The sequence below is a fragment of the Agrobacterium tumefaciens genome (assembly GCF_005221385.1).
In the GTDB taxonomy this organism is placed as follows: domain Bacteria; phylum Pseudomonadota; class Alphaproteobacteria; order Rhizobiales; family Rhizobiaceae; genus Agrobacterium; species Agrobacterium tomkonis.
Genome location: NZ_CP039903.1, coordinates 2,134,904 through 2,159,598, shown reverse-complemented (window position 1 = coordinate 2,159,598; position 24,695 = coordinate 2,134,904). Strand labels below are relative to the sequence as shown.

The window sequence follows — 24,695 nt, the reverse complement described above, 5'->3', positions numbered from 1 at the left end:
TCCGGTTCGCGCCGGGCGGCTTTTTGCGTTTCTGGCGCTTGCGTCGGGAATGACATTCTAATTTCTCGCTCCAATCGCCGCTTTTATGATGGGTCTGGAATCCCGAACGCGTCGCGCGGAAGAGTGAGCTTGATCAGAAGCCCATGCGGTTGCCACTCCCTCGACACCTGAGCATTCAAGGCTCGTATCAACATTTTCTCCAGCGTCGTGCCGAAGCCTGATTCTTTGCTCCCTGCGTCGGGCTCTGGCATCGTGTTCGACTCCAGCCACATGATCTGGAAACAGTCCGGCGCAGACGTGAGCGTGATGTCCAGCCGCCCTTCCGAAGCCGAAAGCGCGCCGTACTTAACGGCATTGGTAGCGTATTCATGGAACAACAAGGCAAGGCTGGTTAACCGGTCCGCGCTGATGTGAGTATCGTCGCCGTGCAGGTGCCATCGCCGCGTGTCTCTCCCCTCAAACGGAGAAAGCAGATGTGTCAGAAGCGTAAAAAACGTGGTGTTTTGATCCGCGGATGAAACCCCGCCGCTGAAGCTGGGCAATGTCATTTGGTGAGCATGCGATAAAGATATCAGGCGATTCTTCATGCCTTCGGCAAGTTCCTCCGGCGTGCTCGCGGTGCGGGCCGCCAGTGTTATGATGCTGCTGGTAATTGCGAAAAGATTTTTTACCCGGTGATGCATCTCCCGCAACAACATACCCTGCTGCTCTATCACCCGTTTCCGCTCGGAGATATCACGAGCAATCTTGGACGCGCCCACAATCTTGCCGTCGCTGCCCCTGATTGGCGAGATCGTGAGAGATATGTCGATAAGCGTACCGTCCTTGCGGCGGCGCACCGTTTCGAAATGGTCAACCCGCTCCGCCGCCTTGATGCGAGCAATAATAGCTGGCTCTTCGTCCAATCGGTCCTCTGGAATAAGTATGGTGATCGGTCGTCCCACTACTTCAGTCGCCGTGTAGCCAAACAGACGCTCTGCGCTCAAATTCCAAGTGGTGATGATCCCGTCTAGCGACTTGCTGACGATCGCATCGTCGGAGGATTCAACGATGGCCGCAAGGAAGGCCGCCGCATCGTGGCCGGGCTGTACTGCACTAACATCACCTAGAAATCTCTCTAGTTGGTTTTCTCTCATCTCGTCCCGCCACAATACGGCGTCCCCTCTTTCGCCGACAAGAACTCCCTTGGAATAGAGAACAACAGTTTCTACAACAGTGCAATCCAGTAACGAGGGTGATATCTTAGCCGACACCTCCTAGCGAAGACCGGATAGCTTTCGCAGATCGCTATTGAGGCGTGACTGCCATCCCTTGCCCATCGCCCTGTAATGTTCCACCAAGTCAGGATCAAGACGGATCGTAACCGGCATCTTTGGTGCATCCGCCTTCGGCCTACCACGGCGCGCAATCTCCCGATCAATGCTCTTGGCAAGATCGGGGAAAGCCTCGCGGAATGGCTTTGCTTGCGCCATATCTTCATCCGTGGCTTCGGGGGCGTCCGGGTCGGACGCAATCATTTTCTGAATTTCTGCCTCTTCCTCATTCTTGAGGGGGCGTTTCGAAGAAAATTTTACGGGCATTAGAGCCTCCTTTCCTTGGCGCTGGCTGGCCGCATGGAAATGACGGACAGAGCCTGCGAACCTAACGGGCGGAACACCACCGCAATGATGATACGGCCCTGAAACTCGCCTACGGCCATAAAGCGGTCTTCCTTGGCTGGAAGGACGATTGAGCCTGCAAAGAACTCAATCGTCAGATCGGCGAAGTCTAGACCGTGTTTCTCGATGTTCGTCAGCCGCTTCGTTTCGTCGTAAGTGATTTTCATATTTTGTATGTACATTAAATAGCCTGCATGCGCAAGATTTTTGTACATACAAAAAATATTGATTTAGGTCGCGCCGCTTCGTCCGCTTGTGGCTGTCATCCGCTGCGCCAGAACTTCTATTCTTCGCGTCCGCTCGATATCGCGTTGTTTGGCAGCTGGTGAGTCTGTTGGCGAATGATCCGGGCTTAAGTTGGCTTGTCCCAACCCATGGCAATACTCGCACCTCCAGCGCCTGTTAATAAAGCTTTGCTCGGGTGGCATTTTCTCCAGATCGACTTTGACGACGCGGTTGCATGGGTCGCAATAGGCCGTCACGGTGTAGCATTCTGCCCATAAATAACCGTAGGTGCCGGGCTGCGGTTCATAGCTCATGGCCAGTCCCTCTTTGTGCGCGCCAGAACAAAGCTGTTTTTCTCACGGTTGCCGCAGCCAAGGCACCGCAACAGCGGTTCCATGGATATGATTGGCCGGAATTTTCCATAACGGCGCTGTAGCGCCCACCTGTCCAACATGCCGACGTGTTTGCTGCGCCAGCATTGCGCGCCGACGACATACCATTGCGGCAAATCGGCCAAGGTCGCCGAGTGGTCGCGCTGCGGCACGAAGATGCCTGTCGGCTTCGGCGGCATATTGTCGTTGTTGCCGCCGGTTAGATCGATGCCGCGACGGTGGCGCATGTCATTCCCGCTCGGCGCTCGGCTTCCATCCGCGCGTATATCCCCGGCCCATGGCTACGACGGCGATGGATAGTTGATTTTGCAGATGGTTGATTTCGTCCAGCAGCGTTTCCACGGCGGCAACAGCATCGCCGTCATGGCACTGGATGACATAGGCCGCGATATCGTCCGGCTGTTTGGTTGCATTCGGGCGCACGTTTCCAATCTCCTGTTTCAGAGCCGCAAAGTTTCCCCTGTCGTGAAAAAGGCGCGCGCCCCCGCGCCGGTAAATCAGTCTGGCATAAGGTCGGCAATTTGGCCGTGCTGGACCAGCAGGCGAGGGTTGGCCATGCTGCCGCTTTCTTCGTCCACGGTAACAGCGTATGCCGCAACGCCGATATGACGCGGTGCCATGGCGCTTGCAATTTTTTCTGCGGATGCTTGGCTGGTTGCAGGTCGCATGTCGCCCGGCACAATGCCCCCGCGTCCCTTTTTGAACTGTACTACGATGATTTTTTCAGCGTCAGACATATCTCTTGCTCTCTCGTTTGTTCTATAAATGTTCTCATTTTAGAAGAGAGTCAAGACGATGGATTTCCGTCCTGATTGGGAGATTGATGGAGATAACCGGCGAGCGGGATGGAGTCGAACCATCTCATGTTTCCACCCGGAACTTGTGTCTTCGTTTCCACCGGGGATTTGTGCCAGCGCGCCAACCGAGCGCCCGCTTGCCTAGGAATTTCCATAGCATGAATTAAAGGTTTTGGAACGAAAAGGATTGCGGTTCCTGCGCTCGTAAAGTTTTACAGCGCTATTGAAAACATTGAGAGAATTTCGACACGAAAAGACGAGTTTTACCCCTAGCGTGTTGAAATCGTAGCGATAGATCGAGCTTCCCAAGCTGCTTAAGTGTTGCGTTTGCTTGGTGCCTTAGTCCTGTGTCCTCTCGTCTTTTGCGCTGTTCGAGACAGTTGGGCGCACTTGGGACAGCCGGAAATTAAACCCAATTCGGACGCATAAACATGCGGCAGCCAAATATCCATTCCACCGGTTCTGATGGACTCGAACGACGGGGATTGGAATGTTTTGTCGCCGTAGGAAGTTTCAACTAAGAGGATTTCGCTCAATGGACGGTTTTCGGGATTAAAGACCCGCACATCACCTCCCTGTCGCCTAGAAACCTCTTCATCGTGCTGGTGACCGTACGCTGCATCTAGGACCTTCGTCCAGTTGACAGGCTCGCTGGCGCTACATGCCTCAACAATCTTTTCCAAATTTTCGGAACTTATTTTGCGGGCGAAATCGCCGTGCTTCTGACATACGCCCACCTCTGCAAATTGGCCGTAGGTGAATTCGTAGGACTTATCAGCTGAAATTAAGGGCAATCGAAAATACGACTCGACCGCGACCGGCCATACGTAGGTGTGTCGCAAAAGCATAATTAGGCACGCATAAAACGAATACAAGGAAAGTCCGTCGTAGTCGGGTTGCCCGTAAATTTTGAGTTCTTCGATTCTTTCAAGATAAGGATTTAGGATATATCCACCGGTTTCATCACCGTATCTCCACGCTCCTCTGTCCAGTACGACTATCGCGTTCGGAAGGCTATGCCTGGGGTTTTTGTCGCCAAAATCTTTCAGGGCTGCTGTGATGCTGTCCCAGTCCAAGTCTGTCGTGAACGCGAATAGGACAGCAAATCCGCGTTCCGATTTTGTCGATTCGGTAAATCTGATGCCGCCGAGATTTTCATTGCGAGGGCGGGCAAGGTTTTTGAATGATGCAAGATTATCTAACGCCGAAGTCAGTTCCTTCTTACTCAGGTTGGACTTGACTTGTATGACCCCATAAACGCTCTCAATTGGGTGCACTTCATAGACGTCTTCTCTGTTCATCAGGGTTAGGGACTCTTTCGGATCGAAAAGCGCAATGTCGATCTCTTTGCTGATATGTCCCGTTGGGGAAACTACCCTTACACTTCGCTCTGAAACTCCGTACTGTTTTGGAAGATAACCGCTCTCGCTTAAAAATCTTCGGAGGATTGTTTCGCGGATTTGGCCAAGGTCGCGGGGGTGCTTAACGTCCTTCGATCTTTGGTAGTCGGCGAGCATCTGGGCTTGATAATAAAGGAACTCTCGTTCCAGCCCATGAAATTCCCGGTCCTTGGACCTCTGAGCGATAGCCCGTTCTGCTTTGGCGCGGAGGCTCGCGCGCAAAAAATCCATTCGGCTTTTATCTTCATCTTTTGCCATAGTTTTTTCGGCGCTCGCTGGTTTTGTAGTCTCTAACGAAAATTTTGCATCAGGAAAGCAAGCTGCTTCCTATATGCTTCCTGTAAAATTATTCGGGGGTAACCAATATGCGAGAAAGGCCCGGAAAATATGGCGCACCCGACAGGATTCGAACCTGTGACCTTTGGAATCGGAATCCAACACTCTATCCAGCTGAGCTACGGGTGCAGCGGTCACGCTTGAATCGCGTGCAGCGGTTGGTTCATACCCCAGCTTTCTTTCCGCATCAATGTCTAAAAATCAGAGATTTGCGAAACGGCACCTGTTTTTCTGCCGGGGTGAGACGCGATTTGTTGCGGGGTGCCTATGCCTTTGTGGGGGGTGGGGAAACAATGCGTCGTTTGGCGTATTGCTTTTTCTGTTGAAATCGGGTTTCCCCTATAAGTAGTATGTTATCGCCTGATCCGGCAGCTGTTTTGCCGTCATCATGAGCAGGTGGCGAGATTGGTGCAATGCCTTTCAAACACGGCGCGGCAGGTGGTGCCATACCCTCAAAATCGGCGGGTAAATAGTCATATTTTTCTCGGTCTTCAGATGGCGGCCTGGAAGTGGGATTTGGGGTTTTGCGGATTAACTGTCAAATTATTATACAATATTAGTATCATCTACATTTATTTGGGATACAGTTTTGGAACGTTGTCGGTTATGATTTCGGCAGGGTAAAGGAACGAATCAAGCGGGGGATCGGATGGCTTTGCGATTGGCACATAGCAACGGGCCGCGGGCGGAAAAGGCCGAAAGCGACGGAGTGCAGCCGGTGCATCTTACAGCGATTGACTATGGATTGTTGACGACGGCGATCGGCTATCATTTGCGACACTCGCAACTTGCCGTGGCAAACGGGTTTTCCGATGTGCTGGCAGAACGGGGATTGCGACCGGCCGATTTTTCCGTTCTCGTCATTGTCGGTGGCAATCCTGGCCTGAAACAAAGCGATGTGGCGGAAGCGCTCGGTATCCAGCGTGCCAATTTTGTCGCGATCGTTGACAGCATGGAAGAGAAGGGGCTGCTTGTCCGTCGCCGGTCGGAAGAGGACAGGCGTGTTCATTTTCTCGACATGACCGAGGAAGGCAGCCGCCTTCTCGACAGCCTTTCCGATTCATGGCGCGACCGTGAGGAAAAGCTGATCGACAGGATTGGCGGCAAGAAAGCCCGCGACCAGTTGCTGTCGCTGCTTGGGCGTCTGCGGGGCTGAACGCCGCTATCGGCGATGGGGCCGCTCTGGAGAGGCGACGACCCGAAAAGTGCGGGTCGTGCCGGTTTTTCGGCCCGCTGGGCCGTGCATGGGGATTTGCCCTTCCGGTATTTTCACGACAGCCTGATTGGTGGCGGCTCGATTTGCGTTGCAATTTTCCTGTGAAACGGCCAAGACGACCTGCATATGCCTTTGGTCACCCGATGCCGTAAGAGTTCGGTGGGCCGGAAAAGGCCGGAAACGGGAACGCCATGCTGAACATCGATACCAGCCATCCGCTTTATCGCCCTTTGTGGGTCAGGTTGCTGATCGTTGGCTTTTGCGCGGCCTGGGCTGTGATCGAATTCGTCAATCGCGAGTTTTTCTGGGGAACGATCGTCGGCGGCATCGCCGCCTATGCTGCCTATGAGCTGCTGGTGAAATTCAAACCCGTGAGCGTCAATGATGCGGCCAAGGGTGGAGCGGACAAGTCTGCGCCAGACGAACCCGCCGATAACGCGCCCGTCGACAAAAACGACGCTGGCTGACATCGGCATATGCTGCGGCAGGCGCTGCCGGCCTTGCATTCCATTTCATGATTTAGGTTTTCAGCATCCGGATCGCCTGGTCGATCAGCAGATTTGCCGCCGTCATGCGCAGGGTCGCATTGTGCCGGAACTCCGGTTTCACTCCGTCCGGGTGGTTGAGGCGGGCGAAGGCGCGGCGTTTTTCCGCAAGCGTTGCCGCGGTGTCGGTTTCATGGATCGCCAGTTCCATTGACACATCCGCGAGCGAAGTCTTTTCGAGATGGGCCGGCATGGGTTCCGGCTCTGGTTCCGGCTGGGGTTCAGGCGGTGGCGCCGGATCGGCCAGAAAGGCCAAATAGGCGTCGAGGCCGCCGTTTCCCGGTTGCGGTGCAGCAGAAGGTGAGCTGACGACAAAACCGGAGTTGAAACCGGCGATGCGGTGGTTGACCGGCGGCGGCGGTTCCGCGGCTTCTTCTTCTCTTTCCTGCTTCAGTCTTTCGACGACCGACTGGAAGACGGATTGTCCGAAAAGCATGCGGCTGTTCCCCTGCGCCGGCCCGTAAATCCGGCCTGTTTATAAGATGAAGGTGGCGTCTGGCTTTCCACGTCGTTGCGGGCCTCTCGTGACGGCCTGTCATCATGGGCCGGTCAGCTTGCGGCTTTCATCCAGGACCAGATCGTAAAGCAGCCGGGCGCTGGGCGGCAAAACGCGGCCTTTGGTGGTGATGATGCTGTAGGGCTTGACCACAAGTTCGAAATCCGTCGGCAGGATGCGGGTGCGGCCGATGTCGGCCTGCTGGCCTGTCACGAATTCGGCCATGTCCTGGGCGATCGGCGCAATCGCATTGGTGTTGCAGATCAGCGCAAGTGTCAGCAGCATGGACGGCGTGTTGATGATATTGCGCGGCATACCCACGCCATGGGTGAGGAACACGTCTTCCATCGTTCTGCGCAGCAGGGCGCCCGGCGGCTGGAAAACCCAATCGTAAGCGGAAAGATCGCCCAGCGTTACCGGCTCGCCGCCAAGCAGGGGGTGGCCTTCGCCGACCACCAGACAGGCGCGCTCGATGCCGATTTCATGGATGGAAAACAGGCCGGGGTCGAAATCGTCAGGGATGCGGCCGATGATGAAGTCGTGACGCGCGGCCAGCAATTCCCGGGCCAGCACATTGCTGCTTTCCACCTGCACGTTGATCTCGATGCCGGGATAGGTGTCCGTCGCCCGCTTGATGGCGGGAACCACAAGGCTGATGGCAGGTGCTGTGACGGCGCCGATATAGACCGAGCCGCCGCTGCCGGATTTCATCTGGTTAAGCTCGCGGCTCGCCTCGCGCAGTTCCAGCAAGATGGTGCGCGCCCGCCGCGCCAGCGCCTCGCCGAATTTCGTCAGCACCACGCCGCGCGAGGCCCGTTGACAGAGCGGGCTTTTGACGATGGCTTCCATTTCGGAAAGCATGCGCGAGGCCGCCGGCTGTGTTATGTTCATGGCGGCTGCCGCGGCGCTGACCTGCCCGTGCTCCTCGATCATGACCAGCATGCGCAGATGGCTCATCTTCAATCCGGCGCGCAGAAGCGGGTTGTCTTCAAAGACGAAAAGCGCGTCTGTTGTTTGCGTCTGCTCATACACTTTCTGGTTGCTCATTCGCCGTTTTATACCCCTCATCGGTTATTGTATCGATTTAATATAGCATAATTGATATAGGTAAGCCGATATATTCTATTTGACAGTTATATGGATTCAGAACAGTTTGCGGGATGCCGGGGAGGAGCGGCATCTGTTCCATTTCGCAGCTGCGAGATCGGGACGGGCCGAACGCGGCTCCTTCCTCTGACGGCATGAATTTCATGGTGCGCCGCAGCAAGCGGGCACCAGAGAAGGGTTCAAGGGAGAGAGTTAATGAAGTCCATTATTTCGCTGATGGCGGCTTGTGCCATCGGTGCTGCTTCCTTCGCAGCACCGGCTTTCGCACAGGACAAGGGTTCCGTCGGCATTGCCATGCCGACCAAGTCTTCCGCTCGCTGGATCGATGACGGCAACAACATCGTCAAGCAGCTGCAGGAAGCCGGTTACACGACCGACCTGCAATATGCCGACGACGACATTCCGAACCAGCTGTCCCAGATCGAAAACATGGTCACCAAGGGCGTGAAAGTCCTCGTGATCGCCTCGATCGACGGCACCACGCTGTCGGACGTTCTGAAGCAGGCTGGCGAGCAGGGCATCAAGGTCATCGCTTATGACCGCCTCATCCGCAACAGCGGCGACGTCAGCTACTACGCCACCTTCGACAACTTCCAGGTTGGCGTTCTGCAGGCGACTTCGATCACCGACAAGCTTGGCCTGAAGGACGGCAAGGGTCCGTTCAACATCGAGCTGTTCGGCGGTTCTCCTGACGATAACAACGCCTTCTTCTTCTATGATGGCGCAATGTCGGTTCTGAAGCCTTACATCGACAGCGGCAAGCTGGTCGTAAAGTCCGGCCAGATGGGCATGGACAAGGTCGGTACGCTGCGTTGGGATCCGGCAACGGCCCAGGCCCGTATGGATAACCTGCTGTCGGCTTATTACACCGACGCCAAGGTTGACGCCGTTCTGTCGCCTTACGACGGTCTGTCCATCGGCATCATCTCCTCGCTGAAGGGCGTTGGTTATGGTTCGAAGGACCAGCCGCTGCCGGTCGTTTCCGGTCAGGACGCTGAAGTCCCGTCGGTCAAGTCGATCATTGCCGGCGAACAGTATTCCACCATCTTCAAGGACACCCGCGAACTCGCCAAGGTGACCGTGAACATGGTCAACGCTGTTCTGCAGGGCAAGGAGCCTGAGGTAAACGACACCAAGACCTATGAAAATGGCGTCAAGGTCGTTCCGTCCTACCTGCTGAAGCCCGTTGCAGTAACCAAGGAGAACTACAAGCAGGTTCTCGTCGATGGCGGTTACTACAAGGAAGACCAGCTGAAATAAGCTCGACACACATGCGGGGATGACTTGGCGTCATCCCCGTTTTTCCATAAAAATAAAAACGCCGGAATTAATCGGGCGCTGGATTGCGATATGGCCAATACCATTCTCGAAATGCGGAACATCACCAAGACGTTTCCGGGCGTGAAAGCGCTTGAGAACGTCAACCTCAAGGTTAAAGAGGGTGAGATCCACGCACTCGTCGGTGAGAACGGCGCGGGGAAGTCGACCTTGATGAAGGTCCTTTCCGGTGTTTACCCCGCCGGCACCTATGAGGGCGAAATCCACTATGAAGGCGCAGTGCGGAATTTTCGCGCCATCAATGATAGCGAAGATATTGGTATCATCATCATTCACCAGGAACTGGCGCTGGTGCCGCTCCTGTCGATTGCGGAAAACATCTTCCTTGGCAACGAGGTCGCCTCGAACGGCGTCATCAGCTGGCAGCAGACCTTCAACCGGACCCGCGAACTCTTAAAGAAAGTGGGCCTGAAGGAATCGCCGGAGACGCTGATCACCGATATCGGTGTGGGCAAGCAGCAGCTCGTCGAAATCGCCAAGGCGCTGTCGAAGAGCGTGAAGCTGCTCATCCTCGACGAGCCGACCGCCTCGCTGAACGAAAGCGATTCCGAGGCGCTGCTCAACCTTTTGATCGAATTCCGCAAGCAGGGCATGACCTCGATCATCATCACCCACAAGCTCAACGAAGTGCGCAAGGTGGCCGACCAGATCACCGTTTTGCGCGACGGCATGACGGTGAAGACGCTCGACTGTCATCAGGAAGAAATCAGCGAGGATGTCATCATCCGCAACATGGTGGGACGCGATCTGGAAGATCGTTATCCGCCGCGCGACGTGCCGATCGGCGAGACCATTCTCGAAGTCAAGAACTGGAACGCCTATCACCAGCAGCACCGCGACAGGAAGGTTCTGCACGATATCAACGTCACCGTGCGCAAGGGCGAAGTCGTCGGCATTGCCGGGCTGATGGGGGCAGGGCGCACCGAATTCGCGATGAGCGTGTTCGGCAAGTCCTACGGCCACAAGATCAGCGGCGAAGTGCTGATCCATGGCAAACCCGTGGATGTGAGCACCGTGCGCCGCGCCATCGATGCCGGTCTTGCCTATGTGACGGAAGACCGCAAACATCTCGGCCTCGTGCTCAACGATAATATCCTGCACAACACCACGCTTGCCAACCTGGCCGGCGTGTCGAGTGCCAGCATCATCGACGACATCAAGGAAATGAAGGTGGCGAGCGATTTCCGCACGCGCCTGCGTATCCGGTCCTCGGGCATCTTTCAGGAAACGGTCAATCTTTCGGGTGGCAACCAGCAGAAGGTGGTGCTGTCCAAGTGGCTGTTCTCCAATCCTGATGTGCTGATCCTCGACGAGCCGACACGCGGCATCGATGTCGGCGCGAAATATGAAATCTACACCATCATCAACCAGCTCGCTGCCGACGGCAAAGGCGTTCTGATGATATCATCGGAAATGCCCGAACTGCTCGGCAATTGCGACCGCATCTACGTCATGAACGAAGGCCGCATCGTCGCTGAATTGCCGAAGGGAGAGGCGAGCCAGGAAAGCATCATGCGCGCTATCATGCGCTCAGGGGAGAAGAACTCATGAGTTCGGCAAACACAACAAGCGAAGAAAGTAACGTCATCTCGATCTCATCCTATATTCGCTCGAATATCCGCGAATATGGCATGCTGATCGCGCTCGTCGCCATCATGGTTTTCTTCCAGTTCTACACCGGCGGCATTCTGTTCCGCCCTGTGAACCTGACCAACCTTATCCTGCAGAACTCGTTCATCGTCATCATGGCGCTGGGCATGCTGCTCGTCATCGTCGCCGGGCACATCGACCTTTCGGTCGGCTCCATCGTTGCCTTCGTCGGCGCGATCGCGGCCATATTGACCGTGCAATGGGGCATGAACCCGTTCCTGGCGGCGCTGATTTGTCTCGTCATCGGCGGTATCATCGGTGCTGCCCAGGGTTACTGGATCGCCTATCACCGTATTCCGTCCTTCATCGTCACCTTGGCGGGGATGCTGGTGTTTCGTGGCCTGACGCTGTTCGTGCTCGGCGGCAAGAACATCGGTCCTTTCCCGACCGATTTCCAGATCATCAGCACCGGCTTCCTGCCTGATATCGGTGGTATCGAAGGTCTCAACACCACTTCGATGATCCTGACCCTGCTGATCACGGTGGCGTTGTTTTATCTGGCATGGCGTCGCCGCGTGGTGAACGTGAAGCATGGCATCGACGTGGAGCCGTTCGGTTTCTTCATCGTGCAGAATCTGCTGATCTCAGGTGCTATCCTGTTCCTGGGTTACCAGCTTTCCACCTATCGCGGCCTGCCGAACGTGCTGATCGTGATGCTGGTGCTGATTGCGCTTTACAGCTTCGTGACGCGCCGCACCACCATCGGTCGCCGTGTCTACGCCATGGGCGGCAATGAGAAGGCGACCAAGCTTTCCGGTATCAACACCGAACGCTTGAGCTTCCTCACCTTCGTCAACATGGGCGTGCTGGCCGGTCTTGCCGGCATGATCATCGCGACCCGCCTCAATTCGGCAACGCCGAAGGCCGGTGTGGGCTTCGAACTTGATGTGATCGCAGCCTGCTTCATCGGCGGCGCTTCCGCATCGGGCGGCGTTGGCAAGATCACCGGCGCGGTCATTGGTGCTTTCATCATGGGCGTCATGAACAACGGCATGTCGATCGTCGGTCTCGGCATCGATTTCCAGCAGATGGTCAAGGGCCTCGTGCTGCTCGCCGCCGTGTTCTTCGACGTCTACAACAAGAACAAGGGCTGATCGGCCCACCCAAATCGCAAATCAAAAAAGTGGCCGGTTTCCGGCCACTTTCATAAGGTGCAGGCGCAAGGCGCCGACGAAGATAAGGCGCGTTGCGCCGCAGGAAGGAAATCCCGTGCTCATTTCACAGATCAAAGATGCCAGTGGCAAAATCATTGTAGCGGTTCGCGAAGACGGCGGACAGGCGCAGGTCGTCAAGGGTGCCGGTTCGGTCTACGCGCTTGCCATGGAAGCCGCCAATAGCGGCAAGAGCCTTGCCGATGTCATTTCCGCCCATGGTCTCGGCGATGCCGTCGACCTCGAAGCGGCCTATGCCGAAGGCCGTTTCCTGCCGCCGATCACCCATCCCGATCCGGCGCATCTGCATCTGACCGGCACGGGGCTTACCCATCTCGGTTCGGCCGCAACCCGCGACAGCATGCACAAGAAGACCACGGAAGCGGCGGAAGAAAGCCTGACGGATTCCATGAAGATGTTCCGCATGGGTCTCGAAAACGGCAAGCCCAAGGCTGGCGAAAAGGGTGTGCAGCCCGAGTGGTTCTACAAGGGCAACGGCCATGTGGCGGCAGCACCGGGTGCAGCGCTCACCTCGCCATCCTTTGCGCTGGATGGCGGCGAAGAGCCGGAAATGGCCGGCATCTACGTCATTTCGGACAAGGGCGAACCCGTGCGCATCGGCTTTGCCGTCTCCAACGAATTTTCCGATCACGTCACCGAGCGGGTCAACTATCTCTATCTCGCCCATTCCAAGCTGCGCCCGGCAAGCTTCGGCCCGGAAATCCGCGTCGGTGCCGCACCTTCGGATATTCGCGGCACCTCGCGTATCCGCCGCGGCGACAAGGTCATCTTCGAAAAGCCGTTCGTCTCGGGTGAAGACAACATGTCCCACACCTTCGCGAACCTCGAATACCACCACTTCAAATACGGCCTGTTCCGTGCGCCCGGCGATGTGCATGTGCACATGTTCGGCACGGCAACCCTTTCCTTCGCAGATGGCATCAAGCCGGAGGCCGGCGACGTCTTCGAGATCGAGGCAGCCGGTTTCGGCCTGCCGCTGAAGAACCCGCTGGCCGTGGACGCGGAAGAAGAGATCGCCGTTCGGCAGATCTGATCTGCGGGCTGATTTTGAGAATGCCAAGGGGGGTGGGGTCATCACATGGTAATCCCACCCTTCGACGTCATCCTCGGGCTTGACCCGAGGATCTGCAACAGACTGACCTACGAGGCGTGGTTAGATCCTCGGGTCAAGCCCGAGGATGACGCTAGAGGTTAGGCCTTATGTCCAATTGTCCCTTTGCGTGCGGGCAATGTTCAAGCGGATTGCTTCTCAACCGTCGTCGTCTGTCAGATGCGAAACATCCGCCAGTGAAACGACGGCGCGATTTTGCCAATAGTCGTCTTCCTTCAAATGCGTGATGCTGCCAGACCGTGCCGGAAAACTGACATGGCCGACGCTTTCGATCGGCATCTTGATCCATGCCGCGATGACGAAAGTCAGAGCAAAGCCATGGGTAACGATGACCTGCGCGGGGCAGGGGCGTGATATAATGGTGTTCACAGAGCGGTACACCCTTTCGGCCACTTCACGTCTCGTTTCACCATCAGCAATTCCGCCGCGATGATCCATACGGTTATGATGAGGGGCGGGGATCTGGCGGGCGTCGAGCCACTCCTGCGGCATACCGCCGGCTGAACCGTAGCTTATTTCCCGCAGGTCATCTGTGCTTTCAAAAGGGTGCTTGAGGTGTTCAGCGATGATTGCAGCTGTCTGGGAGGCTCGGAGGAGATCGGAGCTGAAGATTTCAACTGGGGCGTTGCCGATCATCGCTGTAAGCTTGGCGGCTGTCGCCTCCGCATCGGCCCTGCCCTTGGGTGTCAGCTCGGTATCATACCAGCCTCCGACTTTGTTCTCGACATGGTGCACGGATTGAGTGTGCGTGACGACAAAGATGTTCTTCATAGCATTTTTCCCAGTATTTTCAGGCTTGCTCAATCCCCCACAGCTTGCCTTCGCCGACCTCCACTGAATTACCCGCGGGATCGCGGACATAGACGGAATAGCTGTCATTCGGCCAGCGATGGTAATGTTCGACGGGAATTCCAAGCGCTTCGAACCGGTCCTTCCAGCCATCCACTTCCGATTTATTCTTTGCATAAAAGCAGAAGTGGCCCTGGCCCACCGCCCCATGGCGCGGGATCTGATTATCGGGGTCTGCCCGGCGGGATTGCTGCGGATCGAAGATCAGCAGCATTTGCTGGCCGCATCTGAAGAAAACGAATTGGCCGGGCAGTCTGCGCACCACCTCCAGCCCGAACACATCGCGGTAAAAGGTCTCGGCGGCGTCGAGATCATCCACGTAGATTGCGGTTTCCATGACGGCTGTTGGCGGGTGCATGTTTCCTCCGGTATCTACTGTTGTCCGACACTGGAAGTGGCGGGACGCTTATGTTTTGGTGCTGAAGGTCAGCACGGTCAGATCGTGTTTGCCGACGCCGCGTTCCAGAACCGTCCAGCCGCAATTGATGTAATAGGCTTCGAGATCGCTCTGGCAGCAGAGATAGCTGGTATGATGGCCGAGTTCGGCGGCCCTTTGCGTGGCGGCCTGCATCAGGGCCTGGGCCACACCTGAGCGCCGTCGGTCTTCTTCCACCCAGAGAGCGGCAACCCACGGCAGATATTGCGGCCGCTCCTCCAGATCGCAATGGATAAGGAATGCGGAGCCGACGTAAGCCTCACCGTCATGGGCAACGAAACCGGTGGGCAGTGCATGGGGGTTGGTCATGTCCTTCAGGTGTTCGGCGACGTCGCCGACCTGAAGGCCGCTATCCTGCCACCATGCCGTCCAGACGCGCTGCGCGATGACGGGGCCGTGGGACTGGCAGTCGCGATAGTCGGAAATAGTGTACAAGGCCGTCTCCCGGTCGGCTTCCTTCCCGCGGGCTGAAGCCGGATCATGCTTTCAAATCAATGCGGCGATTTAAACGGTCGGGAGACGCTTTCGCAACCGGCAAGTTCCGGAAATGGATCAGGACTTCGTTGCCGTGACATGCAGCCAGTCGGTCGGCATCTTGTCGTAACCGCTGCCGTGGCGGGATGTGATCTCGATGATCGTCCAGTCAAATTGTCCGTAGACATTTTCGAGCCAGGCTCTGGAAGGATAGTTGTAATAACGGCCAAACGTGTCGCGGCCTTCCGCCTCTCCGGCCTTGAAACTGGCGTAAAACACACCGCCCGTTTTCAGTGCCCCGTGAATACGGCCGATAATGCCGGCAAGTGCTGCGCGTGGCACATGCAGCAGGCAGGCATTGGCCCAGACACCGTCATAACGTTCTTTGTCGTCAATATCCTCGAACAGCAACGTCGCGACGGGAATTCCAAGCCGGGCTTGCGCCGCTTTGGCGATCTCGGGTGTTCCATCGGTGGGGTGAACGTTGAAACCGGCAGCCAGCATAAATTCGCTGTCCTGCCCACCGCCGCATCCGAGTTCGAGAATGCTTGCACCCTCCGGCAGCTGCGCCAGAAATGTCTCCAGATGCGGACGATCCGCCGCCTGTCCGCGCGAGGTGTATGCCGCGGCGTTACCCGTATAGAAGCCGATCGTTTCGTCGTCCTTGCCGGTCATGGTCTCAGCTTTGCGACTGGCTCTGGCTCTGCGACTGCTGCACGGTGACAGTCACATTCAGCGTCTCACCGGCGGGGCCGATGCGCATGCCTGATATCGGCGCGCAGTCGCGGTAGCACAGGCCCGACGCGATGCGGACATAACGGTCATCGGGGCAGATATTGTTGGCGGCGTCGAAGCCGACCCAGCCAAGCCCCTGAAGATGCACCTCGGCCCAGGCGTGGGTGGCCGTCTGTTCCTCCACCTCTTCCATCATCAGATAACCGGAAACATAACGGGCCGGCAGGCCCATCAGCCGGGCGGCGGAAATCAGGATATGAGCATGGTCCTGGCAGACGCCCTTGCCAGCTTCCAGCGCCGCTTCCGCCGTGGTTTCAATGTCGGTCGAACCCGGAACATAGTCCACCTTGCGGTGAATATTCTCCATGAGGTCGTGCAGGCGTGAGAGTTCGGTATCGCCCGTGCTGACTTTTACCAGTTCACGCACCAGCTTTCCCGGCTTGGTGCGCGGCGTCTCGCGCTGGAAGAGCCAGAGCGGCGCATTGCCGACATGGTGCCCGAACACGCCGGCTTTGTCTTCGGTGGTGACGAGACCGCTTGCCACAACCTTGACCTTGCGTTGCGGCCCCTCCGTTTCCACCAGCGCAACCCGGTTGCCGAAATGGTCGTCATAGGTCACTTCGACGGTGGCGCCATCGACCGAGACGTCCCAGTTCTCCACCGTCTGGCAGGGGCCGGTCTGCGGTGTCAGGCGCAGCCGCTGCAACGCATAGGGCATCGGCTCGTCATAGACATATTCCGTCGTATGGGTGATTTTCAGACGCATAAGCTGTCCCCGTCCACGCGCTTATTGATAAAAGCGGTAGCCTTCCATGATTTCCTGTCCCAGCTGCCCGTTCCGGTTGATAAATCTCTCCAGAAACTCGTGCAGACCTTCATCCATGACGCGGTTGATCGTCGTCTTGCGCAGGCTGTCGCGAATGCTCTCGGCCGTCTCATGCGCCTTGTGCCTTTCGCCGTAGTCTTCTGCTATATAATTGAGGTTGCTGGCGATCTTCTCGTAACAATAGGCGAGCGAACGCGGCATGCGGCCATTGAGAATGAGGAAGTCAGCAATATTGGCCGGCTTGTATTCCGCATCATAGACCCAGCCATAGGAACGGTGCGCCGAGACCGAGCGCAGAATGGATTCCCATTGTGCATTGTCGAGCGAGGAGCCGACATGCGCCACAGCCGGCAGCAGCACGTAATATTTGACATCGAGAATGCGGGCGGTGTTGTCTGCGCGTTCGATGAAGGTGCCGATGCGGGAGAAATTGTAGAGATCGTTGCGCAGCATAGATCCATGGAAAGCGCCGCGCACCAGACCGGCGCGGTGTTTTATGCCGTCGATGGTCTGCGGCATGTCCGCCGGCTTTACCCTGCGCTCGAGACTGGTCTTCAGCTCGATCCAGAATTCGTTGGTCGCTTCCCAGGTCTCGCGCGTCAGCGCGGTGCGCACCATGCGGGCATTGTTGCGGCCCGCCTCGATGCAGGAGAGGACGCTGGAAGGGTTGGCTTTATCCCGCAGGAGATAATCGATCGCATCCGCCGTCGTTACCTTGTCGTGCGTTTCGAGAAAGGCCTCGTGCACGCCGGCGCTTTGCAAGACGCCGTCCCAGTCCTCATCGCCGCTGCCTGAGCGCGTCAGTGAAACGCGCAGGCCCGCATCGATAAGCCGGGCGATGTTTTCAGCGCGCTCGATGTACCGGAACATCCAGTAGAGCCCGTTTGCCGTTCTGCCCAGCATGGCTTAGTCCTCCAGTACCCATGTATCCTTGGTGCCGCCGCCCTGGCTGGAATTGACCACCAGCGAGCCCTGCTTAAGCGCGACGCGGGTCAGGCCGCCGGGAATGATCTTCACCTTGTCCGACACCAGCACATAGGGGCGCAGATCGACATGGCGCGGCGCGATGCCGTTCTTCACCATGATCGGCACGGTGGAAAGCGACAGCGTCGGCTGCGCTATGTAATTGGAGGGGCGGGCTCTCAGCTTTTCGGCAAACAGCGCCCGTTCCTTTTTCGTTGCCGTGGGGCCGACCAGCATGCCGTACCCCCCCGAACCGTGGACCTCCTTGACGACCAGTTCGGCAAGATTGTCGAGCACGTATTTCAGGCTGTCTGGCTCCGAACAGCGCCATGTCGGCACGTTTTCCAGGAGCGGCTTGCGGCCGGTATAAAATTCGACGATCTCAGGCATGTAGGAATAAACGGCCTTGTCATCGGAAATGCCCGTGCCGGGCGCATTGGCGATGGTGATGTTGCCGGCGCGGTAGACATCCATGATGCCGGGCACGCCGAGTGCGGAATCTGGCCGGAAGGTCAGCGGATCGAGGTAGTCGTCATCGACGCGGCGATAAAGCACATCAATCGCTTCATAACCGCGGGTGGTGCGCATCTTGACCTTGCCGTCCATGACACGCAGGTCGGAGCCTTCCACCAGTTCCACGCCCATCATGTCGGCGAGGAAGGAATGTTCGTAATAGGCGGAATTATAGATGCCGGGGGTGAGCACCGCTACACGCGGCTTGCCAGTGCAGCCGGGCGGGGCGAGCGAGGCGAGCGATTGCCGTAGCAGATAGGGATAATCTTCCACCCGCCGCACGCGGTTTTCGTGGAAAAGTTCCGGGAACATCTGCATCATCGTCTCGCGGTTCTCCAGCATGTAGCTGACACCGGAGGGCGTGCGGGCATTGTCTTCCAGAACATAAAACTGGTCTTCACCGGTGCGGACGATGTCAGTGCCGACAATGTGGGTATAGACGCCGCCGGGCGGCGTAAAACCGATCATTTCCGGCAAAAAGGCTTCGTTTTTCTCGATGATTTCGCGGGGGATGCGGCCGGCGCGGATGATTTCCTGCTTGTGGTAGATATCGTCGAGGAAAGCATTGAGGGCGAGAACACGCTGTTCGATGCCCTGGGCCAGTTTGCGCCACTCCCGTCCGGAGATGATGCGCGGGATGATATCGAAGGGGATCAGTTTTTCTGAACTGTCGGCATGGCCGTAGACTGCGAAAGTAATGCCGGTTTTTCGAAAGATGTTTTCCGCGTCTTTTGATTTCTGGATCAGGTGCGACCTGTCCTGTCGGCTGTACCACTCGTTATAGTTTTCATATGGGCTTCGCGGAGTGTTGTCCGCATTTATCATTTCGTCAAATGCCAACTTCGATGTCCCCTTTTTTACCATATGAATACAAGGCCAAATGCAATGCAAGAACTATGCGGACCTCCTCATGAAGATTTTTTGTCGCCCTAGAGTTTTAAAAAAGAAGCGTTTTTTCGGTTTCAGCCTATAAATGCGGCATCGTCAAAATGGTTGCGCGGCGCGGCAGGGCGGAAGGGCATGATGGTGCTGTGCGCGCTGTGGGCGAACGCACAAAATTTGTTCGTTCGTTTTCGGTTGATGGATCGCAGATACCGCATCAGAAAAACTGAAAGATGTGATCACGAAAACGCCTTTGACCTTTGGCGGGGATGGCGATACCGCCTTGGCAAAGGGTCCGGGTGCCGCCGCAGGCCAGATGACACGCCGGCCTGCTCTTTCGCCGGTGTGCCTTGGCCGAAATATCAATTCGCTGCATGACCTTGCGTCCCCGGCAATGTCCGAGAGGCGGGATCATGCCGCACAGGGGATGTTCCCATGTCGCTTGACCGCCTGGCTCCGGCCATTTTCGTGTTTCTCTGGTCGACCGGCTGGGTCACTGCCAAATATGCGGTCTATTATACCGGGCCGTTGACCTTCCTCTGTCTGCGGTATCTGCTGGCCGGCCTGATATTGTGGGCGATCTGCCGGCTGTCCGCCATTTCCTGGCCGAAGAAGCGCGCCGACGTCCTGCGGGCGATCCTGTCCGGCGTGTTCCTGCACGGCATTTATCTCGGCATGATCTGGTGGGCCATCGGGCAGGGCGTGCCGGCGGCGATTGGCGGCATTATTGCCGGCCTGCAGCCGTTGATGACGGCGGTGGCCGCCCGTTTCATGATTGGCGAGAGAATCTCACCCATACAGCGTGCCGGGTTGCTGCTCGGTTTTGCCGGCATTGCCATCGCCGTGCTGCCGAAGGTTATGGCCACAGGTGCACTGGGCATGTCCGTGCCGCTTTATGCCGTGGCGGTGAATGTGCTGGGCATGGTCTCGGTGACCTATGGTACGCTCTATCAGAAGAAATATGTCCATGGCGGAAACATCATGGCGGTGGCGACGCTGCAATATGTCGGCGCGCTGCTGGTCACCGTTCCCTTTGCGCTTTTGCTGGAAGACGGGCATGTGGACTGGAGCCTTGGGCTGGCTGCCACGCTTGGCTGGTCGGTGGGGGCGATTTCCATCGGCGCGGTGGCGCTGCTTCTGTATCTGATCCGGCGCGGTCAGGTCTCGCGCGCGGCCTCGCTGATCTATCTCGTGCCGCCACTTGCCGCCGTGGAAGCTGCGCTGCTTTTCGGGGAAACGCTGACGCCAGCCATGATTGCCGGCACGGTTCTGGCGGTCACGGGGGTCTATCTCGCCAACCGCCGGCCTGCCGCGTCGGTTGCGGCGGGTTAATTACTGCAACCTCATATTAGGGGTTTGTTAACCATAAAATTATACCTCTCGTTAATCACATGATTTGGCGGGGGTTACATGTCTATTTCACGTCGTGGGGTTCTGTTCGGATTGCCACTGTTTCTGGCGGGCTGCGCGAATACCGGCATCGGCCAGCAAAGGCTTAATTATGCGGCGAAGCCGGAAGAGAAATTCCCGCTTCCCGCCATGCATCTCGACAAGGTCAAGCCGGAACTTCGCCGGCAGGAGGTCACCTACGACACCAGCCATCCGACTGGCACGGTGGTGGTGGATACGCCGGCACGGCGGCTCTATTACGTCATGGGCGATGGTCGCGCCATGCGTTACGGCGTCGGTGTCGGCCGGCAGGGTCTTGCGCTGAAGGGCGACGCCTATATCGGCCGCAAATCCGAGTGGCCTTCCTGGACGCCGACCGCAAACATGATGCGTCGCGATCCACGTAACCTGAAGTTTGCCGGTGGCATGGCGGGCGGCCCGAACAATCCGCTCGGCGCACGCGCGCTTTATCTCTATCGCGGCGGCAACGATACCATGTTCCGCCTGCACGGCACCAACCAGCCGCAATCCATCGGCCACGCCATGTCGAGCGGTTGCATCCGCATGCTCAACCACGATATCATCGATCTTTACAGCCGCGTGCCTGTCGGCTCCAAGGTGGTTGTGCTGCAGGCGTGATGGAGAGGCGGATTTTTCCGCCTTTGCCTCGTCGAAAAATGCCTGTACCCTTGAGTTGATTTTTTCAGAAGATGACCAATTTTATGCTGGAAAATCAACCATGTGTAGAATGCCTCCCTTTCCGTATTTAAGGGAGTTCTGCAATATCGGAAACGTGATTTCCGGTGTTCGAGACGTGTATCCATAAAGGAGAAAATGCACTGTATCGAGCGCGGCACCACTTCAACGGGGACACATGAACATGGCAACTTTCGATAATCTTTCTCGCTATCGGCCTTATGCTCTGGCGGCACTGCGCATCATCGCAGCGCTGCTTTTCATCGAACACGGAACGCAGAAGCTGTTCGGCTTTCCAGCATCGCAGATGGAAGGCTCGCTGCCGACCCTGATGCTGGTGGCGGCGCTTCTGGAACTCGTCGGCGGCATTCTCGTGCTGATCGGCCTGTTCACGCGACCGGTCGCCTTCATCCTTTCCGGCCAGATGGCCGTCGCCTATTTCATGGCGCATGCGCCAAGCAGCTTTTTCCCGGCCTTGAACGGCGGCGATGCGGCTATCCTGTTCTGCTTCGTATTCCTTTATTTCGTCTTTGCCGGTCCGGGAGCTTTCTCGGTGGATGAGCGCCGGGCCTGATCTGCCCGACCGATCATCATGGATCCTTTTGCCGAAGCCCCGCATGGTCATGCCGTGCGGGGCTTCGTGTGATAAAAAGGGGGGGAAACTTCGGCCACGGCCGAAGCACCGATGCTTGTTTCCGGGCTACGAAGGGTTCATCCTGAACGCAGTTGGAAAGTCGATCCGTGAACACTCAAAGTCCCATTGCCCGTGAATTGCTGCTGCTCGCGCTCCTGTCCACGCTGTGGGCGGCTTCTTATACGTTCATCAAGATCGGCGTGGAGACGATACCGCCCATCACCTTCATCGCATGGCGAACCCTGATCGCCGGTCTGCTTCTTCTGGTCGTGATCCGGCTGCGCGGGCTGCGATTGCCGAAGGATTTGGCGACCTGGCGACTGTTCTTCATTCAGGCCTGTATCAACAGCGTGTTGCCTTTCACGCTGATCGCCTGGGCGGAGCAGAGCATCGATGCCGGTCTTGCGGTCATTCTCAATGCAACAACGCCGATCTTTACCTTTCTTCTCACCGCGCTGGTTATCAGGCACGAGGCGGTCAGCGGGCGCAAGCTGTTCGGCACCACTGCCGGCATGACGGGTGTGTGCCTCATCATCGGCATGGAGGCGCTGAGTGGTGCGGGCGAGGCGATATGGAGCCAGCTTGCCGTGCTGACAGCGGCGTTTTCTTATGCCTGTGCGGCGATATTCGGCAAGAACTTCAAGGGGCTCGATCCGATCATGCCGGCGGCTGGCTCGCTTATCTGCGGGGCCGTCCTGCTGCTGCCCGTCAGCCTGATCGTTGACCGGCCGTGGACATTGTCGCCTTCGGCCGCTTCGCTCACTTCGCTTGTGTGCCTGAGCGTTTTTTCAACCGCGCTCGCCTTCATGATCTATTTCCGGCTGATGCAGACGCTCGGTTCGGTCGGCACCACCTCCCAGGCTTATCTCCGGGTTCCGGTCGGCGTGGCGATCGGCATGGCATTTCTGGGAGAGGTGCCGACACCTGCCATGTGGGTCGGTCTTGTCTGTGTGATCGCCGGCGTGCTGGCCATGACCTTGCCATCCCGGCGCCGGCCGGTTGTGCAGCGTGGGTGACGGCAAAGAAAAACCCCGCAGGCCGGTGGCTTGCGGGGTGTGATCTGAAGGCGTCTCGGAAGAGGACAACCGTATAATAGACCGAGCGGGTGCCGCTTGTTTCTTCTCCCCGAGGGGGAGAAGGTCGCGGCAGCGGGATGAGGGCGCGCCTCTGCCGGATTTCGGAGGGCTTACCCCCTCATCCGACCCTTCGGGCCACCTTCTCCCCGGCGGGGAGAAGAAATGGGCCGTAAGCGTCCTCAATCCACGCGAAGCAACTTAACGGTTGCGGCCGCGATTGCCGTTGCCGGAAGCGCGCTTTTCCTGGCCGTTGCCGCCAGCAGGTGCGTGGCGGTTGGCGCCGCTGCCGCCGGGCTTGCGGGCCGGACGGCGGTGCTTGCGCGGGCCGGCCGGACGACCTGCATCGCCTTCGGCCTGCTTCACGCGCTTGAAGTCGGAGGTGACTTCCAGATCATTGTCCGCATCGCGCGGCGCGTGGTTGCGGGACGGGCGGGATTCGCCGTTGTGACGTCCACCTTCACGCGGGCCGCGCTGCTGGCCACCATTATTGTTGTTGCGGCCGCCACGGTTGTTGTTGGGGCGCGTCGGGCTGGCAAGGCCGGCCGGACGTTCACCTGACGCGACCGGGATATCGATCTTCATCAGCTTTTCGATGTCGTGCAGCAGGCGGGTTTCGTCCGGCGCGCAGAAAGCGATGGCGATGCCGTCGCGGCCGGCGCGGGCGGTACGGCCGATGCGGTGAACATAGGCATCAGGCACTTCCGGCAGGTCATAGTTGAAGACGTGCGTTACGGCCGGAATGTCGATGCCGCGGGCGGCGACGTCGGTTGCGACCAGAACCTTGATGTCACCATCCTTGAAGCCCTTCAGTGCCCGCTCGCGCTGGCCCTGGCTCTTGTTGCCGTGAATGGAGGCGACCTTGAAGCCGATATGTTCCAGATGCTTGTACAGCTTTTCCGCGCCGTGCTTGGTGCGCAGGAAAACGATCGAGCGGCCGTCCGGGTTCTCGTTCAGCGACTTCTTCAGGAGATCGGTCTTGTCGTTCTTGCCGGCGACGAAATGCACGTACTGCTCGACCTTGTCGGCAGCCTTGCCCGGAGGCGTGACCTCGACCTTGATCGGGTCGGTCAGGAAGTTGCTGGCAAGCTCGGAAATCGCCTTCGGCATGGTGGCCGAGAAAAGCAGCGTCTGGCGCTTGGGCGGAACCATTCTGGAAATCTTGCGCAGATCATGGATGAAGCCGAGATCGAGCATCTGGTCAGCTTCGTCAAGCACCAGATAGGTGACCTTGGAGAGCGAGATGGCGTTGCGGGCGATGAGGTCCAGCAGGCGGCCGGGGGTCGCCACCAGGATGTCCGTGCCCTTTTCGAGCTGCAGCTGCTGCTTGTTGATCGACGCGCCGCCGACAACCTGGTTGATGCGCAGCGGTGTCTTCTTCACGAAGGAGCGCAGGTTTTCGCCGATCTGGTTCACCAGTTCGCGGGTCGGTGCAAGGATCAGCGTGCGGGTGGTGCGGTTTGCCGGACGGTCGGCCTGCTTCATCAGCATTTCGATGATCGGCAGGCCGAAGGCTGCGGTCTTGCCGGTGCCGGTCTGTGCGAGGCCAATGAGGTCACGGCCTTCGAGCAGCAGCGGAATGGCTTTTGCCTGAATGGGGGTAGGGGTTGTGTAGCCAAGCTGGGTAACGCTGGCCACGATCTTTTCGGAGAGGCCGAGTTCGCTAAAACTGGTCAATATATTGCCTTTCGGGGCGCCAAAACAAACTCAGCCGGAGCAGGGCTGCTGTCCGGTGGTTTCGGCGTCAAGAACCCCGCGTGAATTGGGAACTTGTGGGTTGGA

General features: G+C 57.6%; 28 protein-coding genes and 1 tRNA gene. 10 read left to right on the top strand and 19 right to left on the bottom strand.

Annotation, left to right across the window (positions count from 1 at the left end):
* Positions 1 to 83 precede the first annotated feature (83 nt).
* The 9 genes from CFBP6623_RS10845 to CFBP6623_RS10805 form a co-directional block, all read right to left on the bottom strand.
* The gene (locus CFBP6623_RS10845) at positions 84 to 1,136 is read right to left on the bottom strand and encodes a sensor histidine kinase (protein ID WP_080841920.1); all 1,053 of its coding nucleotides are present in this window, start codon (positions 1,134 to 1,136) and stop codon (positions 84 to 86) included.
* A gap of 120 nt (positions 1,137 to 1,256) precedes the next feature.
* A complete protein-coding gene (locus CFBP6623_RS10840) occupies positions 1,257 to 1,580 on the bottom strand; it encodes a BrnA antitoxin family protein (RefSeq protein ID WP_080841921.1) in 324 nt (107 codons plus the stop codon).
* Positions 1,580 to 1,825, bottom strand: coding sequence for a BrnT family toxin (locus tag CFBP6623_RS10835; protein WP_080842519.1), 246 nt, complete (start codon positions 1,823 to 1,825; stop codon positions 1,580 to 1,582). Before CFBP6623_RS10835 ends, CFBP6623_RS10840 begins: the two co-directional genes overlap by 1 nt.
* 63 nt (positions 1,826 to 1,888) lie before the next feature.
* Entirely contained in the window at positions 1,889 to 2,197 is a 309-nt protein-coding gene (locus CFBP6623_RS10830) for a hypothetical protein (RefSeq protein WP_137002525.1), read from the bottom strand.
* Positions 2,194 to 2,502: a hypothetical protein gene (locus CFBP6623_RS10825; protein ID WP_080841922.1), complete on the bottom strand. Its 309-nt coding sequence runs from the start codon at positions 2,500 to 2,502 to the stop codon at positions 2,194 to 2,196. The genes CFBP6623_RS10830 and CFBP6623_RS10825 overlap by 4 nt, the downstream gene beginning before the upstream one ends.
* A gap of 1 nt (position 2,503) precedes the next feature.
* Positions 2,504 to 2,698 carry a hypothetical protein gene (locus CFBP6623_RS10820; protein WP_080841923.1) on the bottom strand — a complete coding sequence of 65 codons (195 nt, stop codon included), beginning with the start codon at positions 2,696 to 2,698 and terminating at the stop codon, positions 2,504 to 2,506.
* Positions 2,699 to 2,772: 74 nt separating this feature from the next.
* Positions 2,773 to 3,012, bottom strand: coding sequence for a hypothetical protein (locus tag CFBP6623_RS10815; protein ID WP_080841924.1), 240 nt, complete (start codon positions 3,010 to 3,012; stop codon positions 2,773 to 2,775).
* 374 nt (positions 3,013 to 3,386) lie between these two features.
* Positions 3,387 to 4,730, bottom strand: coding sequence for a DUF6602 domain-containing protein (locus CFBP6623_RS10810; protein ID WP_080841925.1), 1,344 nt, complete (start codon positions 4,728 to 4,730; stop codon positions 3,387 to 3,389).
* A gap of 130 nt (positions 4,731 to 4,860) precedes the next feature.
* Positions 4,861 to 4,937, bottom strand: a tRNA-Arg gene (locus CFBP6623_RS10805).
* A 520-nt stretch (positions 4,938 to 5,457) separates the two neighbouring features.
* On the opposite strand from CFBP6623_RS10805, the gene CFBP6623_RS10800 reads away from it, so the two are divergent.
* Both CFBP6623_RS10800 and CFBP6623_RS10795 read left to right on the top strand, forming a co-directional pair.
* On the top strand, positions 5,458 to 5,964 hold the full coding sequence (locus CFBP6623_RS10800) for a MarR family winged helix-turn-helix transcriptional regulator (protein ID WP_046797848.1): 507 nt from the start codon (positions 5,458 to 5,460) through the stop codon (positions 5,962 to 5,964).
* A 251-nt stretch (positions 5,965 to 6,215) separates the two neighbouring features.
* Positions 6,216 to 6,491 (top strand): hypothetical protein, encoded by a 276-nt coding sequence (locus CFBP6623_RS10795; protein WP_046797849.1) that lies wholly within the window; start codon positions 6,216 to 6,218, stop codon positions 6,489 to 6,491.
* Between the two features lie 52 nt (positions 6,492 to 6,543).
* On the opposite strand, the gene CFBP6623_RS10790 is transcribed toward CFBP6623_RS10795, so the two are convergent.
* Together CFBP6623_RS10790 and CFBP6623_RS10785 are read right to left on the bottom strand one after the other, a co-directional pair.
* Positions 6,544 to 7,005 (bottom strand): hypothetical protein, encoded by a 462-nt coding sequence (locus CFBP6623_RS10790; RefSeq protein WP_046797850.1) that lies wholly within the window; start codon positions 7,003 to 7,005, stop codon positions 6,544 to 6,546.
* Positions 7,006 to 7,107: 102 nt separating this feature from the next.
* Positions 7,108 to 8,112: a LysR family transcriptional regulator gene (locus CFBP6623_RS10785; protein WP_046797851.1), complete on the bottom strand. Its 1,005-nt coding sequence runs from the start codon at positions 8,110 to 8,112 to the stop codon at positions 7,108 to 7,110.
* A gap of 255 nt (positions 8,113 to 8,367) precedes the next feature.
* Between CFBP6623_RS10785 and chvE the strand changes: the two genes are divergently transcribed.
* The 4 genes from chvE (at position 8,368) to araD1 (ending at position 13,365) form a co-directional block, all read left to right on the top strand.
* A complete protein-coding gene (gene chvE / locus CFBP6623_RS10775; protein ID WP_046797852.1) occupies positions 8,368 to 9,432 on the top strand; it encodes a sugar ABC transporter substrate-binding protein ChvE in 1,065 nt (354 codons plus the stop codon).
* A gap of 90 nt (positions 9,433 to 9,522) precedes the next feature.
* Entirely contained in the window at positions 9,523 to 11,061 is a 1,539-nt protein-coding gene (gguA, locus tag CFBP6623_RS10770; protein WP_046797853.1) for a sugar ABC transporter ATP-binding protein GguA, read from the top strand.
* On the top strand, positions 11,058 to 12,254 hold the full coding sequence (gene gguB, locus CFBP6623_RS10765) for a sugar ABC transporter permease GguB (RefSeq protein ID WP_046797854.1): 1,197 nt from the start codon (positions 11,058 to 11,060) through the stop codon (positions 12,252 to 12,254). The genes gguA and gguB overlap by 4 nt, the downstream gene beginning before the upstream one ends.
* 115 nt (positions 12,255 to 12,369) lie before the next feature.
* Positions 12,370 to 13,365, top strand: coding sequence for a 2-keto-3-deoxy-L-arabinonate dehydratase AraD1 (gene araD1 / locus CFBP6623_RS10760; RefSeq protein WP_046797855.1), 996 nt, complete (start codon positions 12,370 to 12,372; stop codon positions 13,363 to 13,365).
* Between the two features lie 216 nt (positions 13,366 to 13,581).
* On the opposite strand, the gene CFBP6623_RS10755 is transcribed toward araD1, so the two are convergent.
* The 7 genes from CFBP6623_RS10755 to CFBP6623_RS10725 form a co-directional block, all read right to left on the bottom strand.
* On the bottom strand, positions 13,582 to 14,214 hold the full coding sequence (locus CFBP6623_RS10755) for a histidine phosphatase family protein (RefSeq protein ID WP_046797856.1): 633 nt from the start codon (positions 14,212 to 14,214) through the stop codon (positions 13,582 to 13,584).
* A gap of 19 nt (positions 14,215 to 14,233) precedes the next feature.
* Positions 14,234 to 14,650: a VOC family protein gene (locus CFBP6623_RS10750; RefSeq protein ID WP_046797857.1), complete on the bottom strand. Its 417-nt coding sequence runs from the start codon at positions 14,648 to 14,650 to the stop codon at positions 14,234 to 14,236.
* Positions 14,651 to 14,698: 48 nt separating this feature from the next.
* Positions 14,699 to 15,163 carry a GNAT family N-acetyltransferase gene (locus CFBP6623_RS10745; protein WP_046797858.1) on the bottom strand — a complete coding sequence of 155 codons (465 nt, stop codon included), beginning with the start codon at positions 15,161 to 15,163 and terminating at the stop codon, positions 14,699 to 14,701.
* Between the two features lie 117 nt (positions 15,164 to 15,280).
* On the bottom strand, positions 15,281 to 15,877 hold the full coding sequence (locus CFBP6623_RS10740; protein ID WP_046797859.1) for a class I SAM-dependent methyltransferase: 597 nt from the start codon (positions 15,875 to 15,877) through the stop codon (positions 15,281 to 15,283).
* Positions 15,878 to 15,881: 4 nt separating this feature from the next.
* Positions 15,882 to 16,703 (bottom strand): transglutaminase family protein, encoded by an 822-nt coding sequence (locus CFBP6623_RS10735; RefSeq protein WP_046797860.1) that lies wholly within the window; start codon positions 16,701 to 16,703, stop codon positions 15,882 to 15,884.
* A 21-nt stretch (positions 16,704 to 16,724) separates the two neighbouring features.
* Positions 16,725 to 17,666 (bottom strand): alpha-E domain-containing protein, encoded by a 942-nt coding sequence (locus CFBP6623_RS10730; RefSeq protein ID WP_046797861.1) that lies wholly within the window; start codon positions 17,664 to 17,666, stop codon positions 16,725 to 16,727.
* A 3-nt stretch (positions 17,667 to 17,669) separates the two neighbouring features.
* Positions 17,670 to 19,079 (bottom strand): circularly permuted type 2 ATP-grasp protein, encoded by a 1,410-nt coding sequence (locus CFBP6623_RS10725; RefSeq protein ID WP_046797862.1) that lies wholly within the window; start codon positions 19,077 to 19,079, stop codon positions 17,670 to 17,672.
* Between the two features lie 477 nt (positions 19,080 to 19,556).
* Between CFBP6623_RS10725 and CFBP6623_RS10720 the strand changes: the two genes are divergently transcribed.
* From CFBP6623_RS10720 to CFBP6623_RS10705, 4 genes are all read left to right on the top strand, one after another.
* On the top strand, positions 19,557 to 20,453 hold the full coding sequence (locus tag CFBP6623_RS10720; protein ID WP_046797863.1) for a DMT family transporter: 897 nt from the start codon (positions 19,557 to 19,559) through the stop codon (positions 20,451 to 20,453).
* A gap of 78 nt (positions 20,454 to 20,531) precedes the next feature.
* Positions 20,532 to 21,149, top strand: a complete 618-nt coding sequence (locus CFBP6623_RS10715) for a L,D-transpeptidase (RefSeq protein WP_046797864.1) — start codon at positions 20,532 to 20,534, stop codon at positions 21,147 to 21,149.
* Positions 21,150 to 21,390: 241 nt separating this feature from the next.
* Complete coding sequence (locus CFBP6623_RS10710; RefSeq protein ID WP_046798401.1) at positions 21,391 to 21,780, top strand: DoxX family protein; 390 nt, start codon at positions 21,391 to 21,393, stop codon at positions 21,778 to 21,780.
* Positions 21,781 to 21,947: 167 nt separating this feature from the next.
* Positions 21,948 to 22,856 (top strand): DMT family transporter, encoded by a 909-nt coding sequence (locus tag CFBP6623_RS10705; RefSeq protein WP_046797865.1) that lies wholly within the window; start codon positions 21,948 to 21,950, stop codon positions 22,854 to 22,856.
* Between the two features lie 258 nt (positions 22,857 to 23,114).
* Here CFBP6623_RS10705 and CFBP6623_RS10700 read toward each other — a convergent pair whose 3' ends face one another.
* The gene (locus tag CFBP6623_RS10700) at positions 23,115 to 24,590 is read right to left on the bottom strand and encodes a DEAD/DEAH box helicase (protein ID WP_046797866.1); all 1,476 of its coding nucleotides are present in this window, start codon (positions 24,588 to 24,590) and stop codon (positions 23,115 to 23,117) included.
* Between the last annotated feature and the right edge of the window lie 105 nt (positions 24,591 to 24,695).